This is a genomic window from Terribium retamae (assembly GCF_022347545.1).
In the GTDB taxonomy this organism is placed as follows: domain Bacteria; phylum Pseudomonadota; class Alphaproteobacteria; order Rhizobiales; family Rhizobiaceae; genus Mesorhizobium; species Mesorhizobium retamae.
In genome coordinates, this window is the sequence record NZ_JAKREW010000023.1 from 71,938 (window position 1) to 86,992 (window position 15,055).

At 60.8% G+C, this 15,055-nt stretch carries 15 protein-coding genes; 13 read left to right on the forward strand and 2 right to left on the reverse strand.

The genetic code is table 11. The annotated features are described in order from the left end of the window. The first annotated feature begins 29 nt into the window (after positions 1–29). The 6 genes from tatB to L4923_RS20350 all read left to right on the forward strand — a co-directional run bounded on the left by tatB (position 30) and on the right by L4923_RS20350 (position 6,329). The gene (tatB, locus tag L4923_RS20325) at positions 30–731 is read left to right on the forward strand and encodes a Sec-independent protein translocase protein TatB (RefSeq protein WP_239368474.1); all 702 of its coding nucleotides are present in this window, start codon (positions 30–32) and stop codon (positions 729–731) included. After that, positions 728–1,600 carry a twin-arginine translocase subunit TatC gene (gene tatC / locus L4923_RS20330; RefSeq protein WP_239368476.1) on the forward strand — a complete coding sequence of 291 codons (873 nt, stop codon included), beginning with the start codon at positions 728–730 and terminating at the stop codon, positions 1,598–1,600. Before tatB ends, tatC begins: the two co-directional genes overlap by 4 nt. Before the next feature lie 263 nt (positions 1,601–1,863). Then, a complete protein-coding gene (serS, locus tag L4923_RS20335) occupies positions 1,864–3,168 on the forward strand; it encodes a serine--tRNA ligase (RefSeq protein WP_239368478.1) in 1,305 nt (434 codons plus the stop codon). Continuing rightward, positions 3,168–3,926: a 5'/3'-nucleotidase SurE gene (surE, locus tag L4923_RS20340; protein ID WP_239368480.1), complete on the forward strand. Its 759-nt coding sequence runs from the start codon at positions 3,168–3,170 to the stop codon at positions 3,924–3,926. Before serS ends, surE begins: the two co-directional genes overlap by 1 nt. After that, on the forward strand, positions 3,923–4,576 hold the full coding sequence (locus tag L4923_RS20345) for a protein-L-isoaspartate(D-aspartate) O-methyltransferase (protein ID WP_239368482.1): 654 nt from the start codon (positions 3,923–3,925) through the stop codon (positions 4,574–4,576). The genes surE and L4923_RS20345 overlap by 4 nt, the downstream gene beginning before the upstream one ends. A gap of 136 nt (positions 4,577–4,712) precedes the next feature. Next, positions 4,713–6,329 (forward strand): LysM peptidoglycan-binding domain-containing M23 family metallopeptidase, encoded by a 1,617-nt coding sequence (locus L4923_RS20350; protein WP_239368484.1) that lies wholly within the window; start codon positions 4,713–4,715, stop codon positions 6,327–6,329. Positions 6,330–6,440: 111 nt separating this feature from the next. On the opposite strand, the gene L4923_RS20355 is transcribed toward L4923_RS20350, so the two are convergent. Further along, a complete protein-coding gene (locus L4923_RS20355) occupies positions 6,441–7,304 on the reverse strand; it encodes an ATP-binding protein (RefSeq protein WP_239368508.1) in 864 nt (287 codons plus the stop codon). 227 nt (positions 7,305–7,531) lie between these two features. On the opposite strand from L4923_RS20355, the gene yajC reads away from it, so the two are divergent. The 6 genes from yajC to L4923_RS20385 all read left to right on the forward strand — a co-directional run bounded on the left by yajC (position 7,532) and on the right by L4923_RS20385 (position 13,266). Beyond that, positions 7,532–7,870, forward strand: coding sequence for a preprotein translocase subunit YajC (gene yajC / locus L4923_RS20360; protein ID WP_239368486.1), 339 nt, complete (start codon positions 7,532–7,534; stop codon positions 7,868–7,870). Positions 7,871–7,919: 49 nt separating this feature from the next. Continuing rightward, positions 7,920–10,466 (forward strand): protein translocase subunit SecDF, encoded by a 2,547-nt coding sequence (gene secDF, locus L4923_RS20365; protein WP_239368488.1) that lies wholly within the window; start codon positions 7,920–7,922, stop codon positions 10,464–10,466. 11 nt (positions 10,467–10,477) lie between these two features. Further along, positions 10,478–10,885, forward strand: coding sequence for an Mth938-like domain-containing protein (locus tag L4923_RS20370; protein WP_239368490.1), 408 nt, complete (start codon positions 10,478–10,480; stop codon positions 10,883–10,885). A 26-nt stretch (positions 10,886–10,911) separates the two neighbouring features. Continuing rightward, positions 10,912–11,733, forward strand: a complete 822-nt coding sequence (locus L4923_RS20375) for a phytoene/squalene synthase family protein (protein ID WP_275448502.1) — start codon at positions 10,912–10,914, stop codon at positions 11,731–11,733. 145 nt (positions 11,734–11,878) lie between these two features. Continuing rightward, positions 11,879–12,316: a hypothetical protein gene (locus L4923_RS20380; protein ID WP_275448498.1), complete on the forward strand. Its 438-nt coding sequence runs from the start codon at positions 11,879–11,881 to the stop codon at positions 12,314–12,316. Continuing rightward, on the forward strand, positions 12,316–13,266 hold the full coding sequence (locus L4923_RS20385) for a sterol desaturase family protein (protein WP_239368494.1): 951 nt from the start codon (positions 12,316–12,318) through the stop codon (positions 13,264–13,266). The genes L4923_RS20380 and L4923_RS20385 overlap by 1 nt, the downstream gene beginning before the upstream one ends. 24 nt (positions 13,267–13,290) lie before the next feature. On the opposite strand, the gene trmFO is transcribed toward L4923_RS20385, so the two are convergent. Beyond that, the gene (gene trmFO, locus L4923_RS20390) at positions 13,291–14,715 is read right to left on the reverse strand and encodes a methylenetetrahydrofolate--tRNA-(uracil(54)-C(5))-methyltransferase (FADH(2)-oxidizing) TrmFO (RefSeq protein WP_239368496.1); all 1,425 of its coding nucleotides are present in this window, start codon (positions 14,713–14,715) and stop codon (positions 13,291–13,293) included. 115 nt (positions 14,716–14,830) lie between these two features. On the opposite strand from trmFO, the gene L4923_RS20395 reads away from it, so the two are divergent. Next, on the forward strand, positions 14,831–15,055 hold a 225-nt coding region (locus tag L4923_RS20395; RefSeq protein ID WP_239368498.1), incomplete at its 3' end, for a hypothetical protein.

Here is a 15,055-nt window from a genome sequence, read left to right on the forward strand (position 1 = left end):
GGAATTGCTCCTAGTCGGAACCGATAGCCATGTTCGAAGTCGGCTGGACCGAAATGCTGGTGATCGCGATCGTCATGATCGTGGTCGTCGGCCCGAAGGATTTGCCGAACATGCTGCGCACCTTTGGTCGCACCGTGGCCAAGCTGCGTTCCATGGCGGGGGACTTCCAGAAGCAGTTCAACGATGCGCTGAAGGAGGCCGAGCTTGACGATGTCAAGAAGTCGGTCGACGAATTGCGCGGCCTCAATCCGGCAGCTCAAATCCGCAAGCAGCTCAATCCGTTCGAGCAGGCTGCCGCTGACGTGCGCGCCGGGGTCGACAACATGATGAAGCCGAAGCCTGCGGAAGATCCGACAGCGCCGGCCGCCAGCGAACCGCAGGCTACGGAGCCTCTGAAGAACGGCGCAACCGTATTGCCCGGCGTGAATGGCCCGGAAAGCATGCCGCCAGCGCCGGTCGTTTCGAAAGCGGAACCTATCGCAGCAGCGGTTGAGGCGACGGCGCCTGCCAAACGCAAGCCCGCCAAAGCGTCTCGTGAAGTGCCGTCCAAGCCTGTCGCGGCAAGAAAGGCGGCGTCGAAAGCGGTCAATTCAAGGGCGTCGGCCAAACCTCTCGCTCCGGCTCCCGCTGCCGCGAAGTCGGCACCCGAAGCCAAGGCGGCAGCAAAGCCAATGAAGGCGGCACCTGCTGCGAAGACGCCTGAAAAGAAGACGGCGAGGACCGCCAAGTGAGCCTTTCTGAACAGGACGAGATCGACAAGTCGTCGGCCCCGCTTATCGAGCATCTGATCGAGCTGCGTCGCCGGCTTATCTGGTCCATCGGCGGTTTCTTCGTCGCATTCCTGGTTTGCTTTTTCTTCGCCAAGAAGCTGTTCAACCTTCTGGTCGTTCCATTCAAATGGGCGACGCAATGGGCTGGGCTCGACCCGCACAAGGTCGAGCTGATCTATACGGCGCCGCAGGAGTTCTTCTTCACGCAAGTGAAGCTCGCCATGTTCGGCGGCATGGTCATCGCGTTTCCGCTGATTGCGACGCAGATCTACAAGTTCATCGCTCCCGGCCTCTACAAGAACGAACGCGCCGCTTTCCTGCCGTTCCTGATTGCCTCGCCGATCCTGTTCCTAATGGGCGCGGCACTTGTCTATTTCTTCTTCACGCCGATGGTGATGTGGTTTTTCCTGGCCATGCAGCAGGCCGGCACGGACAGTGAGGTGCAGATTTCGCTGCTGCCCAAGGTCTCGGAATATCTCAGCCTCATCATGACGCTGATCTTCTCCTTCGGCCTGGTCTTCCAGTTGCCGGTGGTCACCAGCTTGATGACGCGCGTCGGTCTTCTGTCTTCGCAGGCACTGGTCGACAAACGTCGCTGGGCGATCGTCATTGCTTTCGTCGTTGCCGCCATACTCACGCCACCCGATCCGCTCAGCCAGATCGGCTTGGCCCTGCCGACCATCATCCTGTACGAAGTCGCGATCTGGACCGCTCGCATGATCGAGAAGAGCCAGCAGCGCGAAAAGCTGGCACGCGAGAAGCAGGAAGCGGCCGATGCCGCAGAAGCCCAATCCGCTGAAGCTTCCACGGATTCAGCACAGCAATCCTGATGCAAAGCTTGCCGGGCGGCGCGCGCCAATGCTGCCGACTAGGTCTCGTTAAAGAATGTCCTTCGTCCTCCGGTTAGGACTATGTAGACAGAATTGCCGGTGACGAGGCCAAGGAGGCGCCGTGCGATGACAAAGCCGGTGCAGCCAAATTTTTTGGATGAGGTCGGCATCTACAGGCGCTGCGGCGCGCACCAGGCCTCCCCACCCTTGCATCCTGCGTCGAGGAGAGTTACCCCACGGCTCCCTCTTCAGGATGGATGGACATGCTCGATATCAGATGGATTCGCGAAAACCCGCAGGCCCTCGTTGAAGCGCTCGTGAAGCGCTCGTGGTCGCCGGCCGACGCACAGTCCACCGTCGAGGACATCATCGCCAGGGACGAAGCCCGACGCGCTCATCTCGGCAGGTTGCAGGAAGCACAGGAGCGTCGAAATTCGGCCTCCAAGGAGATCGGCAAGGCGCTCAGCATGAAGGATGCCGAACTTGCCGAAAAGCTGAAGGCCGAGGTCGCCGAGATCAAAAGTTTCATCCAGGGCGGTGAAGCCGAGGAACGTCGCTTGGACGAGGCCCTGGAAGGCGCTCTCGCCGTCATGCCGAACGTGCCGCTGGAAGATGTTCCGGTCGGCAAGGACGAGCATGACAATGTCGAGGTGCACAAGATCGGCAAGATCGCCACGCGGCCGAACTGGGTCAAGGAGCATTTCGAGATTGGCGAGGCTCTTGGCTTGATGGATTTCGAGCGCGCCGCCAAACTTTCCGGCTCGCGCTTCACCATTCTTCAGGGGCAATTGGCGAGGCTCGAACGTGCACTCGGCCAGTTCATGCTCGATCTTCACACGACCGAACATGGTTACATGGAAGTGCAGCCGCCGCTCCTGGTTCGCGACGAGGTGCTCTACGGCACCGGGCAATTGCCGAAATTCGAGGAAGACCTGTTCTTTACTCCGCACGGTGAGAGCAGGCTTGGTCTTATCCCGACCGCAGAAGTGTCGCTGACCAATTTGGTGCGCGAGGAGATCGTCGGGCATGATAAGTTGCCGCTTCGCCTCACCGCGCTCACCCCTTGCTTCCGTTCGGAAGCAGGTTCAGCCGGTCGCGACACGCGCGGCATGCTGCGCCAGCATCAGTTCTACAAGGTCGAACTGGTTTCCATCACCGACCAGGAAAACTCACTCGCCGAGCATGAGCGCATGACGCAATGTGCCGAGGAAGTGCTGAAGCGGCTCGAACTGCCTTTCCGCACCGTGGCGCTGTGCACGGGCGACATGGGCTTCGGCGCGCGCAAGACCTATGACATCGAAGTCTGGCTCCCGGGCCAGAATGCCTATCGTGAGATTTCGTCCTGCTCGGTGTGTGGCGATTTCCAAGCCCGCCGCATGAACGCGCGCTACAAGGACCGCGAGGGCAGGGGAAACCTTTTCGTGCACACGTTGAATGGATCGGGTGTCGCCGTCGGTCGCGCCCTCATTGCCGTCATCGAAAACTATCAGAACGAGGATGGCAGCGTAACCATTCCTGAAGCCCTCAAGCCTTACATGGGCGGCCTGGAAAGAATCGAATCGAAATAATGCGCATTCTTCTGACCAATGACGACGGCATCCATGCCGAGGGTCTTGCTTCGCTGGAGCGCATTGCCCGCACGCTCTCCGACGACGTGTGGGTGGTCGCTCCCGAGACCGACCAGTCCGGCTACGCGCACTCGCTGTCCATCTCGGAACCGCTGCGCCTGCGCAAAATCGGTGACAGGCATTATGCGGTGCGAGGCACGCCGACCGACTGCGTCATCATGGGCGCGCGCAAGATCCTGCCGGGTTTGCCGGACCTGATCCTGTCCGGCGTTAATTCCGGCGCCAACATCGCCGACGATGTGACCTATTCGGGCACGGTTGCCGGTGCCATGGAAGGCACACTCCTCGGCGTGCGCTCCATAGCCATCAGCCAGGCCTATTCCTATGTCGGCGAAGATCGGTTCGTTCCCTATGAGACGACCGAGGTGCTGGCGCCGGCTCTTCTGAAAAAACTCGTCGCCATGCCGCTGCCGGAAGGCGTGTTGCTCAACGTCAATTTCCCGAACTGCGCACCGGACGAGATCGAGGGCACAGTCGTCACCTCGCAAGGCAAGCTCGTGCATTCGCTTTGGGTGGATGAGCGTCGGGATGGGCGCGGCCTGCCTTATTACTGGCTGCGTTTCGGGCGCGAGCCGGCGGAAGGCAAGGCGGGCACAGACCTTCATGCCATGCGCAACCGGTTGGTCTCGGTGACGCCGCTGCATCTGGACCTGACCGCGTATGAGATTCGCGACCAACTGACGAAGGCGCTTGCATGATTGGTGGTTTTGACGAACGTGAAGGTTTCGCAGCCTTCCTGCTTCGCCTTCGCGGCAAGGGTGCCGTGCCGAAACCACTGATCGCCGCCTTCGAGGCAACGCCGCGCCATGCTTTCATCGCCGGTCAATTCCATTCCATCGCCTGGACTGACCGCATGCTGCCGATCGAGTGTGGTGAGGCCATGGAGGGAGCCGATCTGCAGGCTGCGGTGGTTACCGCGCTCAACATAGAACCCGGCAACCGGGTGCTGGAGATCGGGACCGGTTCTGGTTTCACCGCGGCCGTGATGGCCAGGCTCGCCGGCCGCGTGGTCACGGTCGACCGCTACAAAACGCTGATCGAGCTTGCCAAGCAACGCTTCGACGCACTCGGCATAGCCAATGTTTTCGCACGCCATGCCGATGGCTCCAACGGTCTCGTCAACGAAGGCCCCTTCGATCGGATCATCGTCTGGGCCGCCTTCGACACCTTGCCGCGTTTTCTGCTCGACCAACTTTCCAGCGGCGGCACGGTAATCGCACCGATCGGGCCGGAGGAGGGAGAGCAGGTTCTGGCCAAGCTGATCAAGGTCGGTTCGCGCTTCGAACGCGAAGACATCGGCATCGTGCGTTTTCAGCCGATCCTGCCGGGTGCTGCCGCCGTCATCTGACGGCGGGTCATTGTCGCCGCGATCCGGACAAATATTTTAAGAAAAATTTCGACGGATTCTAACGGCTTAACCGCCCAGTAACATTAACGCGCTTTAATCCTGTCCAGTGAGTACCGGGTAAGTGCGGGTTATTGCGATGCGGTTCAAATCCTTGAAGGCAAACAAGCGCAATCTGACGCGTGGCTGCGCCATGTTGCTCGTTATCGGTGCGGTTTCTGGGTGCAGTTCCCAGGTTGCCCGCTTCGGTGGCGTCGACACGATGGCGACAGCCTCGACCGACAATCAGCGGTCGATCATCTCCAAGCAGGCGGAGGCGCAGCCTTACCCGGGCGATGCGCAGTATCAGGCTTCCAACGTCAACTACTCGCGTTCCTCGGTCACCCGTTCAAGTCTTTCGCCGGTCTCCTCGCAGCCATTGCCAACCGTTGCGCAAGCAACGGCGCCGGCCGTCAACAAGGCGCGCGCGGCTGCCGATCCTGTGATTGCACAGGGGCAGGCCAAGGTGGCGAAAGCAGATCAGGCCGTGACTGGCGGCGTCAATCAGCTGCGGGCGCCGGTGAATTCCACGGTCGCCAGCACGCAGATCGTGGCGGAAGAAGTCAAAGGCTGGTCGCGCGCCGGCGGCACCCAGGTCACCGCACGCGAAGGCGAAACGGTTTACAACCTTTCACGCCGCTACGGCGTTCCGGCCGATGTCTTGATGAAGACCAACGGATTGGCTTCGGCCGATGGCCTCAAGAGTGGCCAGAAACTGGTTATCCCGACTTATGTCTACACCAACAAGGCTCCGGTTTCGGCCCCCGACAATGATCCGAACGTTGCGGATGCGAAGTCCTCGCGCGGCACCAAATATGACGTTCCGGCCAACAAGGTGCCGCTGCCTGGCAGCGCGCCTGCGGAAAAGGTCGCCGTTCTGCCGCAGCAGCCAAAGGTGAAGGAGAGCAAGGCCGCCGCCGCTGTCGATACCTCGGCAGCCGCCAGCGATCCGAAGGCGAAGCCGGCGAAGGAAGCGCAGGTCGCTGTCCTTCAGCCGAAAGCTGGAGCCGGCGCCTATACGGTGCAGCAGGGCGATACACTCTCGTCCATCGCTCGCAAAACAGGCGTTTCGACAACGGCGCTGAAGCAAGCGAACGGCATGCAGGACGGCCTTCTGCGTATCGGTCAGACGCTCAAGGTTCCGTCGGCAGGCGCTACCGCGACCGTTGCCTCTGCGAAGCCAACTGCGCCGGCAACCACGGCAACTGCTCCTGTCGACAATACCGTCAAGACCGCTTCGATCCCTGCACAGGAAAAGCCGAGCGCGACGCTCGCCACCTACACGCCGCCGAAGAAGGACCAGAAGGTCATACAGCAGGCCGAGACCGACGACGTCGAAGCGCCCGATGCGACAGGCATTGGCAAGATGCGTTGGCCGGTTCGCGGCCGCGTCATCTCCGGCTACAAATCGGGTACAGGCGGTATCGACATCGCGGTTCCCGAGGGAACGCCGGTTAAGGCGGCCGAAAACGGCGTCGTCATCTATGCCGGTGATGGTCTCAAGGAATTCGGCAATACGGTGCTGGTACGCCATGAGGACGGGCTAGTCACGGTCTATGGCCACGCCTCGTCGCTGGAAGTGCAGCGCGGCCAGAAGGTAAAGCGCGGCCAGGAGATTGCCCGCTCCGGCATGAGCGGTTCCGCCGATGCGCCGAAGCTGCATTTCGAGGTGCGCAAGAACTCGGCACCAATCGATCCGCAAACCTTCCTCGAGTAGGTCGTCCGTCGGATACAAGAACAAGAATATCGCGGGTCGTTGACCTCCAGTCCGACCCGGCAGCTCGGCCCGCTCCCTAGGAGCGGGCTTTTTCGGTTCCAATTCAAGATATTAGAGTGGTTTCCCGAGGCGACCGGCAAGGTCTTGCGTGAACTGCCATGCAACGCGGCCGGAGCGGCTGCCGCGCGTCGTCGCCCATTCCAACGCTTCGGCGCGGAGCGTATCGGCGTCGATGTCGAGTCCAAAGTGGCTGACATAGCCGTTGACCATGTCGAGATAGTCGTCCTGCGAACATTTGTGGAAACCGAGCCACAGACCGAAGCGGTCGGACAGTGAAACCTTTTCCTCGACCGCTTCCGACGGATTGATCGCGGTCGAGCGCTCGTTGTCGATCATGTCGCGCGGCAAGAGGTGACGGCGGTTGGACGTCGCATAGAAAATGACGTTCTGTGGTCGCCCCTCGACACCACCCTCCAGCGCTGCCTTGAGCGACTTGTAGGAGGTGTCGTCGTGATCGAAGGAGAGGTCGTCGCAAAACAGAATGAAGCGGTAGGGCGCCGCCTTCAGCATCGTCATCAGTTTTGGCAACGTGTCGATGTCTTCCCGATGGATCTCGATCAACTTGAGTGGATCGCTTGGCTTGCCGGATGCATTGATCGCTGCATGGACCGCCTTGACCAATGACGACTTGCCCATGCCGCGCGCGCCCCACAACAGCACGTTGTTTGCCGCGTAGCCGGAAGCAAACCGTTCCGTGTTGTCGAACAGGATGTCACGTACACGGTCGACGCCTCGGATGAGGCCGATGTCGACGCGATTGACCTTGGAAATCGGCTCGAGATAGCCGGGATCAGCCTGCCACACGAAGCAGTCGGCTTTCGCAAGGTCCGTCTTGGGCGGCGGCGGCGGTGCCAAGCGGGCGACCGCTTCAATCAGCCGGTCAAGCTTTTCAGACAGTGCTTCGATGTTTTCCATGGAAAAGGGTGTCCTCGGTATTGCGATGATAAGATTGCGTACCGTACCGTACGGTTCTCTCATGTGATGCCGCCTTTTGCAAGCTCTGGTGCGACCAATGCGACACGCTGGCACAACAGTCGTGGGGGAAGGGGCGGGAATGGTTGCAATAGTGGCTTTACCGACTATATTCCGCGCAAATTTCATGGGCCGGATAACGGCTTTTCTCTACGTCTCAGGAGTTTTCGATGTTCGTGACACCGGCATACGCCCAAGGCGTTGGCGCCACACCTGATGTCTTCATCAGCATTTTGCCGTTTGTCCTCATTTTCGTGATCATGTATTTTCTGATCATCCGCCCGCAGCGCGCGCAGATGAAGAAGCGCGGTGAGATGCTGGCGGCCATCCGCCGCGGCGACACCGTCGTGACCGGCGGCGGTTTTGTCGGCAAGGTCACCAAGGTGGTGGACGACAATGAACTCGAGGTCGATCTCGGCAACGGCCTGAAAGTCACCGCTTTGCGCAGCACCATCGCTGATGTGCGCGTCAAGGGCGAGCCGGTCGCCAACCAGAACGCCAAGAACTAAGCGCTGCGGCGCGCCTGACGCGCCGGATCGGCCCACTGGATCGTAGAACATGCTCTATTTTTCGCGCTGGAAGGCAATCCTGATCTGGCTGGCCGTGGCCGTCACCTTCATCCTTGCTGCCCCCAATCTCATACCGGCCGACACCTTGGCCAAGCTGCCCAGTTGGGTGCCGAAGAAGCAGATGACCCTGGGCCTCGACTTGCAGGGCGGGTCCCATATCCTCCTGCAGATCGATCAGAACGATCTCATCAAAGATCGGCTGGAAGCCAGTCGCGACGAGATTCGGACGCTGCTGCGCGACGCCAAAATAGGCTACACCGGCCTTTCCGGCTCTGGCCGTGTCGTGCAAGTGCGAGTCCGCGATGCATCGCAGGTCGATGCGGCCAAGGAAGCGTTGAAGGGGCTGATAGCACCGGTAACGTCGGGTCTGTTCGGCGGCGGCACCATCACCGAATGGAACCAGGACGAACCGGAGCCCGGACTGCTGCGCTTCACGATGACGGATGCGGGCATCAAATATCGTTCTTCGACCGCGTTGTCGCAGTCGATCGAGGTCGTCGACCGCCGTGTCAATGAACTCGGCACCACCGAGCCGATCGTGCAGCGCCAAGGCGACGACCGCATTGTGGTGCAGGTGCCGGGCCTGCAGGACCCGCAGCGACTGAAGGAAATCCTTGGCCAGACCGCCAAACTGACCTTCCAGATGGTCGACCAGACCATGCCGGTGCAGGAGGCCATCAATGGTCGTCCGCCGGCAGGCTCGAGCGTTCTCTATTCGAAGGATGATCCTCCCGTTCCTTATCTGATCGAGAACCGCGTGATTGTCTCCGGCGAAAACCTGGTCGACGCACAGGCAACGTTCAATTCACAGAACAACGAGCCGGTTGTCTCTTTCCGGTTCGATTCCAAGGGCGCCACGCGCTTCGGTCAGGCAACGCAGCAGAATGTCGGCAAGCTCTTTGCCATCATCCTGGATAACCAGGTCATTTCGGCACCGCAGATCCGCGAGCCGATCCTCGGTGGCACGGGCCAGATCTCCGGCAATTTCACCGCCCAGAGTGCAAACGACCTTGCAGTTCTCTTGCGCGCCGGTGCGCTGCCGGCAACATTGACTGTCGTCGAAGAACGTACTGTCGGCCCCGGCCTCGGTCAGGACTCGATCCAGGCCGGCAAGATCGCCGGGATCATCGGCTCGATCCTGGTCGTCGGCTTCATGTTCGTGGCTTACGGTTTCCTCGGCTTCCTGGCCAACGTCGCGCTGGTCGTTCATGTGGCCATGATCGTCGGGCTGTTGTCGCTTCTTGGCGCCACGCTGACGATGCCCGGCATCGCCGGTATCGTGCTCACCATCGGTATGGCGGTCGACTCCAACGTTCTGATCTATGAGCGTATCCGCGAAGAGCGCCGACAGGGGCGGTCGGTTATTCAGGCCATCGATACAGGTTTCTCGAAAGCACTGGCGACGATTGTCGATTCCAACGTCACGTCTTTCATCGCCACGGTTGTGCTGTTCTGGCTCGGTTCTGGTCCAGTGAAGGGCTTTGCTGTGACCTTCGCAATCGGCATTCTGACGACGGTGTTCACCGCCTTCACCTTCACGCGCCTGCTGGTCTCGATCTGGCTGCGTCGCGCCAAGCCGAAGGAACTCCCGCGCGCACCGGTGACTTTCGTGCCGCCAGGAACAAACATCCCGTTCATGGGCGTTCGCCGCTGGACCTTTGCGCTTTCGACCTTTTTATCGATCATGTCGGTCGTTTTGTTCATGACCGTCGACATCAACTATGGCGTCGACTTCAAGGGCGGCTCCACGATCGAAGTGCAATCCAAGAGTGGGCCTGCCGACATCGCCGATATCCGCGGCAAGCTGTCGGAACTGAACATCGGTGACGTTCAGGTGCAGCAGTTCGGCAGCCCGACCGATGTCCTGATCCGCGTGGCGGCACAGGAAGAAGGCGACAATGCCGAGCAGAGCGTCATCGACAAGGTTCGGGCGGAGCTACAGGACAAATACGATTTCCGCCGTGTCGAGGTGGTCGGTCCGACCGTGTCGAGCGAACTTGCCACGCAAGGCACGATCGGCATGCTGGTCGCGCTCGTGGGTATCCTGATCTACGTCTGGTTCCGTTTCGAGTGGCAATTTGCTGTCGGCGCAATCGTTGCGACGGTGCACGATATCGTCATGACGATCGGCTTCTTCTGTGTAACCGGCATCGAGTTCAACCAGTCGTCGATCGCGGCCATCCTCACGATCATCGGTTATTCATTGAACGATACGATCGTGGTCTACGACCGCGTCCGCGAGGATCTGCGCAAATACAAGAGAACGCCGATGCCGCAGATCCTGAACACCGCGATCAACGAGACGCTGTCTAGAACGACACTGACGGCGGTGACCACCATCCTGGCTCTGCTGGCGCTGGTATTGTTCGGCGGCGAGGTGATCCGCTCGTTCACGCTGGCGATGCTGTTCGGCGTGGTGTTCGGCACCTACTCGTCGATCTTCATCGCTGCGCCGTTGCTCATTCTCTTCAAACTGCGGCAGGCTCCTGACGCAAGCGAAGAGAAGCCGGTAAACGGCAAGCCGGTTGCGACCTGATAGGCAAGAACGTGGCGAAGAGCCTCTTCGGCGGCAAAGGCATCATCATCCGCGAGGCCCATTTTCCGGGCCGCGCGGCGATAGAGGCCTACGGTAACGGCGGCTTCCGCTTCGCCGACATGTCGCATCGCGGCTCGCTGCTTTGCCTGCCATCCGGCATCCACGGCTGGCAACCGGCGGATCCCTCCGCTTTAACCTCGGCGGATTTCGACAAGGTGCTCGCCGAAGCCGCCGACATCGAAATCCTGCTGGTGGGCATGGGCAAGGATTTGCGTCCTCTGCCCGCGGCGCTGAAAGCCGTTCTCAGGGAGGCCGGGATTTCGGCGGATCCCATGTCCACGGGCGCTGCCGTACGCACCTACAATGTGTTGCTTGCCGAAGACCGTGCGGTGGCCGCTGCCTTCATCGCGGTCGATTGATCGTGGCTGATATCTCCAGGATTGTCATGGACACGGTGCGCAGCGCCGACCATGATCGCTATCTCAGCGCGCTTTACGCACCTGCGGACAAGCGGGACGCGCTGTTGGCACTTTATGCCTTCAATGCCGAAATCGCCGGCATACGCGATCGTATCCGTGAAGCGTTGCCGGGCGAAGTGCGTCTCCAATGGTGGCGAGATGTCATCGCTTCAGACACACCGGACGCCGGAGCGGGCCATCCGCTTGCTGAGGCGCTGACAGCGGCAATCCGCGACCACAACCTGCCCAAACTGGCTTTCGATAACTACCTCGAAGCGCGCATCTTCGATCTGTATGACGATCCGATGCCTTCCCGCACCGATCTTGAAGGATATTGCGGTGAAACGGCATCAGCGCTGATCCAACTGGCCGCTCTCGTGCTCGGCCCGAATGAAGCGCCGAGCTTTGCCGAACTCGCCGGCCATGCGGGATGCGCCCAGGCGATCACCGGCTTGCTGCTCTTGCTGCCGCTGCACCGGGCTAGGGGACAGTGTTATGTGCCTGTAGACATCCTGACTGCGGTCGGCTCGTCGCCGCAGGAGTTCCTGGCCGGTGACGGTGCCGCGACCGGGCGAGCCGTCACCGCGATGATTGCGTTGGCGCAGGAACATCTGGCCGCTTTCGAACGCAGCGCGGCAGCGCTGCCGCAGTTATTGCGTCCGGCGTTTTTGCCGCTGGCACTGACAAAGGCCTATCTTGCTTCGATGAGCAGTCGCGATGCGACTGCACCGCTCTCCCGCACAGCGCAGTTATCCTCATTGAAGCGCCATTGGCTGTTGTTGCGTCGCGCTGGACGCGGGTGGGGCTGAATAAGCAGCATCCCGCTGCAAGCCAGCGATCTTTCGCAGACTGTATGACGCATGTTTTATGCGGATTTTCTTTGACGTAAACGTCAATCGTGCTAGCTTTTATCCTGGGTTGGGGCGCGGGGAGGTGCGCGCCCGGAGGAGCGCCTTGATCAGTCTTCCGGTTCTCGTCGCGATGGTCGTCGTCGGCATTTCGATGGCAGTTGCGGCCGTGCATTTCACCGGTGGCAGCCGAACCGCGGGGCTGGCTGACGCGAGGCAGGCCCTGGACCGGTTTGCAGTGGATTTTCCCGACCTTAATCCGAGAGCCATTCAGCTCACCGAGAATGGCAACACGGCTTTCCTCGAATTCGCGGATGGACGCACCGGTATCGTTCACGCCATCGGAGATCGATTCCTGACCCGCGTCGTCACGCCGGCAGAGATCGAGCTTGCCAGTCTTGACGACAGCAAGGTCCTTGCGCTGCGCCTCAAGGATTTCACCTGGCGCGGCGGCCGCTTTGCATTTGCTGATGCTGCGGCCGCCTTGGCGGTTTTCAAGGTCCTGAACCCAAATGGCCAACCGGTTCGGCAGGAGGCCGCCTGATGGAAACCTATCAATTTCCGGATGTCACCAAACTCGCCATCCCGTTCTTCGTCATAGCCATCCTCCTGGAGGTCTGGCTTGTACGCACCGGACGGGCCAAGGGAGAATTCGAGACGCGCGACACGCTGACCAGCCTGATGATGGGGACCGGCAATGTTGCGGCCGGGATCCTCCTCGGCATCGTTTCCTTTTCGGCGCTGATGTGGGTCTGGCAATTCCGTTTCTTCGACCTTGGCGTCTCGGTATGGACCTGCATCGCCGCCTTCCTGATCGATGATCTGCGCTATTATGTTTATCACCGCATTGCGCATCGCTGTCGCTGGGTCTGGGCCGAGCACGTCAACCACCATTCCAGCCAGCACTACAATCTCTCGACGGCGTTGCGGCAGAGCTGGACAGGCCTGTTCACCGGCATGTTCGTGCTGCAGGTGCCCTTGGTCCTGCTGGGCTTCCATCCGGCAGTCATTGCTTTTGTCTACGGATTCAACCTCGTCTACCAGTTCTGGATCCACACCGAGACCATCGGCAAGATGTGGAACTGGGTCGAGTTCATCTTCAACACGCCCTCGCATCATCGAGTGCATCACGCCACCAACCCGCGCTATCTCGATGCCAACTATGCCGGCACGTTGATCGTATGGGATCGGATGTTCGGCACCTTCGTCGAGGAGCTGGAAGAAGATCGGCCGCGCTATGGCATCGTCAAGAACATCGGCACTTTCAACCCGGTGAAGGTGGCGTTCCATGAATGGGTCGGCATGTTCAAGGACGCGTTCTCGCCGGGGCTGACCGTTGGTCAGCGCTTGCGCTATCTGTTCATGCCGCCAGGCTGGAGCCATGACGGCTCGCGCGACACCTCGGAGACGCTGAAAGCGGCTTACGTGCGCCGCAATCCCGCTGAGGCGGGCAAGCCGGGGCTGCCAAACCAGAAAATCGAAGCCGCCGAATAGTCAGTCCGGGCCTGGGCGAACCGGCTACTCTGCCGCCTGGACCTGTGCCGGCAGGCCGAGCCATGCGCGGCAGTCGGCGAGCGCCCGGGCTGTCGTCGCCTTCTTCTTGGCAATCGATTTGTCCTTACCGCGAAAGCGGCCCTCGAAGCCATCCGGGCGCAGTTTGGTGCCCGCCTCGAGCGGCGGAAACAGGCCGAAATTCACATTCATCGGCTGGAATGAGCGCTTGCCGGGTTCATCGTCGGACGTGATGTGCCCACCGGTGATGTGGTTGAGCAGCGCGCCGAAGGCAGTGGTGGCCGGCGGCAGCGAGATCGGCGATCCGAGCTTCTCGGCGGCGGCGAAACGTCCCGCCAACAGGCCGATGGCGGCACTTTCGACATATCCCTCGCAGCCGGTGATCTGGCCGGCAAAGCGCAGGCCCGGCCGGCTTTTTAGCTGCAATGAGCCATCGAGCAGGGTTGGCGAATTGATGTAGGTGTTGCGGTGCAGGCCGCCGAGCCGCGCGAATTCGGCGTTTTCCAGCCCGGGGATGGTCTTGAAGATGCGTACCTGCTCGCCGTGCTTCAGCTTGGTCTGGAAGCCGACCATGTTGTAGAGCGTGCCCAGCGCATTGTCCTGCCGCAGTTGCACCACCGCATATGCCTTGACCGTTGGGTTATGCGCATTGGTCAAGCCCATCGGCTTCATCGGCCCATGCCGCAGCGTCTCGACACCACGCTCGGCCATGACTTCGATCGGCAGGCAGCCATCGAAATAAGGCGTGCCTTCCCACTGCTTGAACTCGGTTTTGCCGCCTTCGATCAGGGCCTGCACGAAGGCATCGTATTGCGCCTTGTCCATCGGGCAGTTGATGTAGTCTTTGCCGGTGCCGCCAGGGCCCACCTTGTCATAGCGGGACTGGAACCAGGCTACGTTCATGTCGATCGTGTCGAAATGCACGATCGGCGCGATGGCATCGAAAAAAGCGAGTGCATCAGCCCCCGTTTCGGTGGCGATGGCTTCTGCGAGCGAAGGCGCAGTCAATGGTCCCGTGGCGACAATGGCTTGCTCCCACTCGACGGGTGGCAGGCCTGTGATCTCCTCGCGCTGGATGGTGATGAGCGGATGTGCTTCGAGCTTGGCTGTCACGGCAGCCGAAAAGCCATCGCGGTCAACGGCAAGCGCACCGCCCGCAGGAACCTGGTTGGCGTCGCCGGAAGCCATGATCAGTGAATCGGCCAGCCGCATTTCAGCGTGCAGCAGTCCGACGGCATTGGATTCGGCGTCGTCGGAGCGGAAGGAGTTCGAGCAGACCAGCTCCGCGAGGTCCTGGGTCTTGTGCGCGTCGGTGCCGCGCACTGGGCGCATTTCATGCAGGATTACGGGTACGCCGGCCTGGGCCGCCTGCCAGGCGGCTTCAGAACCTGCGAGGCCGCCGCCAATGATGTGAATGGGGTCTTTGGTCATGCGGCTCGCAATAATCCTTCAGCCGCGCGAATGCAATTCTCGCAATGGCGCCAAGGTCTCAGGTGAGTCCAAAAGCACAACACCCGCCGGGGGAGGAGGTCCGGCGGGTGTCGTTTTGCTGACCGACCTCAGGGAGGAGGAGAAGGTCGGTCTTATTCGTCATCGCCGGGGAGGAGGTCGGCTGAGACGAAATTCCTTTCGCCAATTGGAGAGGACGAAACTCTCTTTCGGAAACAATGCCCGCCGCTGGGAGGAGGATGCGACGGGCACCGTTTCGGTGGTCGGCCTCAGGGAGGAGGAGGAAGCCGACCTATTCGTCATCGCCGGGGAGGAGGTCGGC

Excerpts from the sequence above, each read along its gene's own strand:
- tatB (WP_239368474.1), top strand. The coding sequence starts at position 30 with ATGTTCGAAGTCGGCTGGACCGAAATGCTGGTGATCGCGATCGTCATG.
- serS (WP_239368478.1), top strand. The coding sequence starts at position 1,864 with ATGCTCGATATCAGATGGATTCGCGAAAACCCGCAGGCCCTCGTTGAA.
- surE (WP_239368480.1), top strand. The coding sequence starts at position 3,168 with ATGCGCATTCTTCTGACCAATGACGACGGCATCCATGCCGAGGGTCTT.
- L4923_RS20345 (WP_239368482.1), top strand. The coding sequence starts at position 3,923 with ATGATTGGTGGTTTTGACGAACGTGAAGGTTTCGCAGCCTTCCTGCTT.
- L4923_RS20350 (WP_239368484.1), top strand. The coding sequence starts at position 4,713 with ATGCGGTTCAAATCCTTGAAGGCAAACAAGCGCAATCTGACGCGTGGC.
- L4923_RS20355 (WP_239368508.1), bottom strand. The coding sequence starts at position 7,304 with ATGGAAAACATCGAAGCACTGTCTGAAAAGCTTGACCGGCTGATTGAA.
- yajC (WP_239368486.1), top strand. The coding sequence starts at position 7,532 with ATGTTCGTGACACCGGCATACGCCCAAGGCGTTGGCGCCACACCTGAT.
- secDF (WP_239368488.1), top strand. The coding sequence starts at position 7,920 with ATGCTCTATTTTTCGCGCTGGAAGGCAATCCTGATCTGGCTGGCCGTG.
- L4923_RS20375 (WP_275448502.1), top strand. The coding sequence starts at position 10,912 with ATGGACACGGTGCGCAGCGCCGACCATGATCGCTATCTCAGCGCGCTT.
- L4923_RS20385 (WP_239368494.1), top strand. The coding sequence starts at position 12,316 with ATGGAAACCTATCAATTTCCGGATGTCACCAAACTCGCCATCCCGTTC.
- trmFO (WP_239368496.1), bottom strand. The coding sequence starts at position 14,715 with ATGACCAAAGACCCCATTCACATCATTGGCGGCGGCCTCGCAGGTTCT.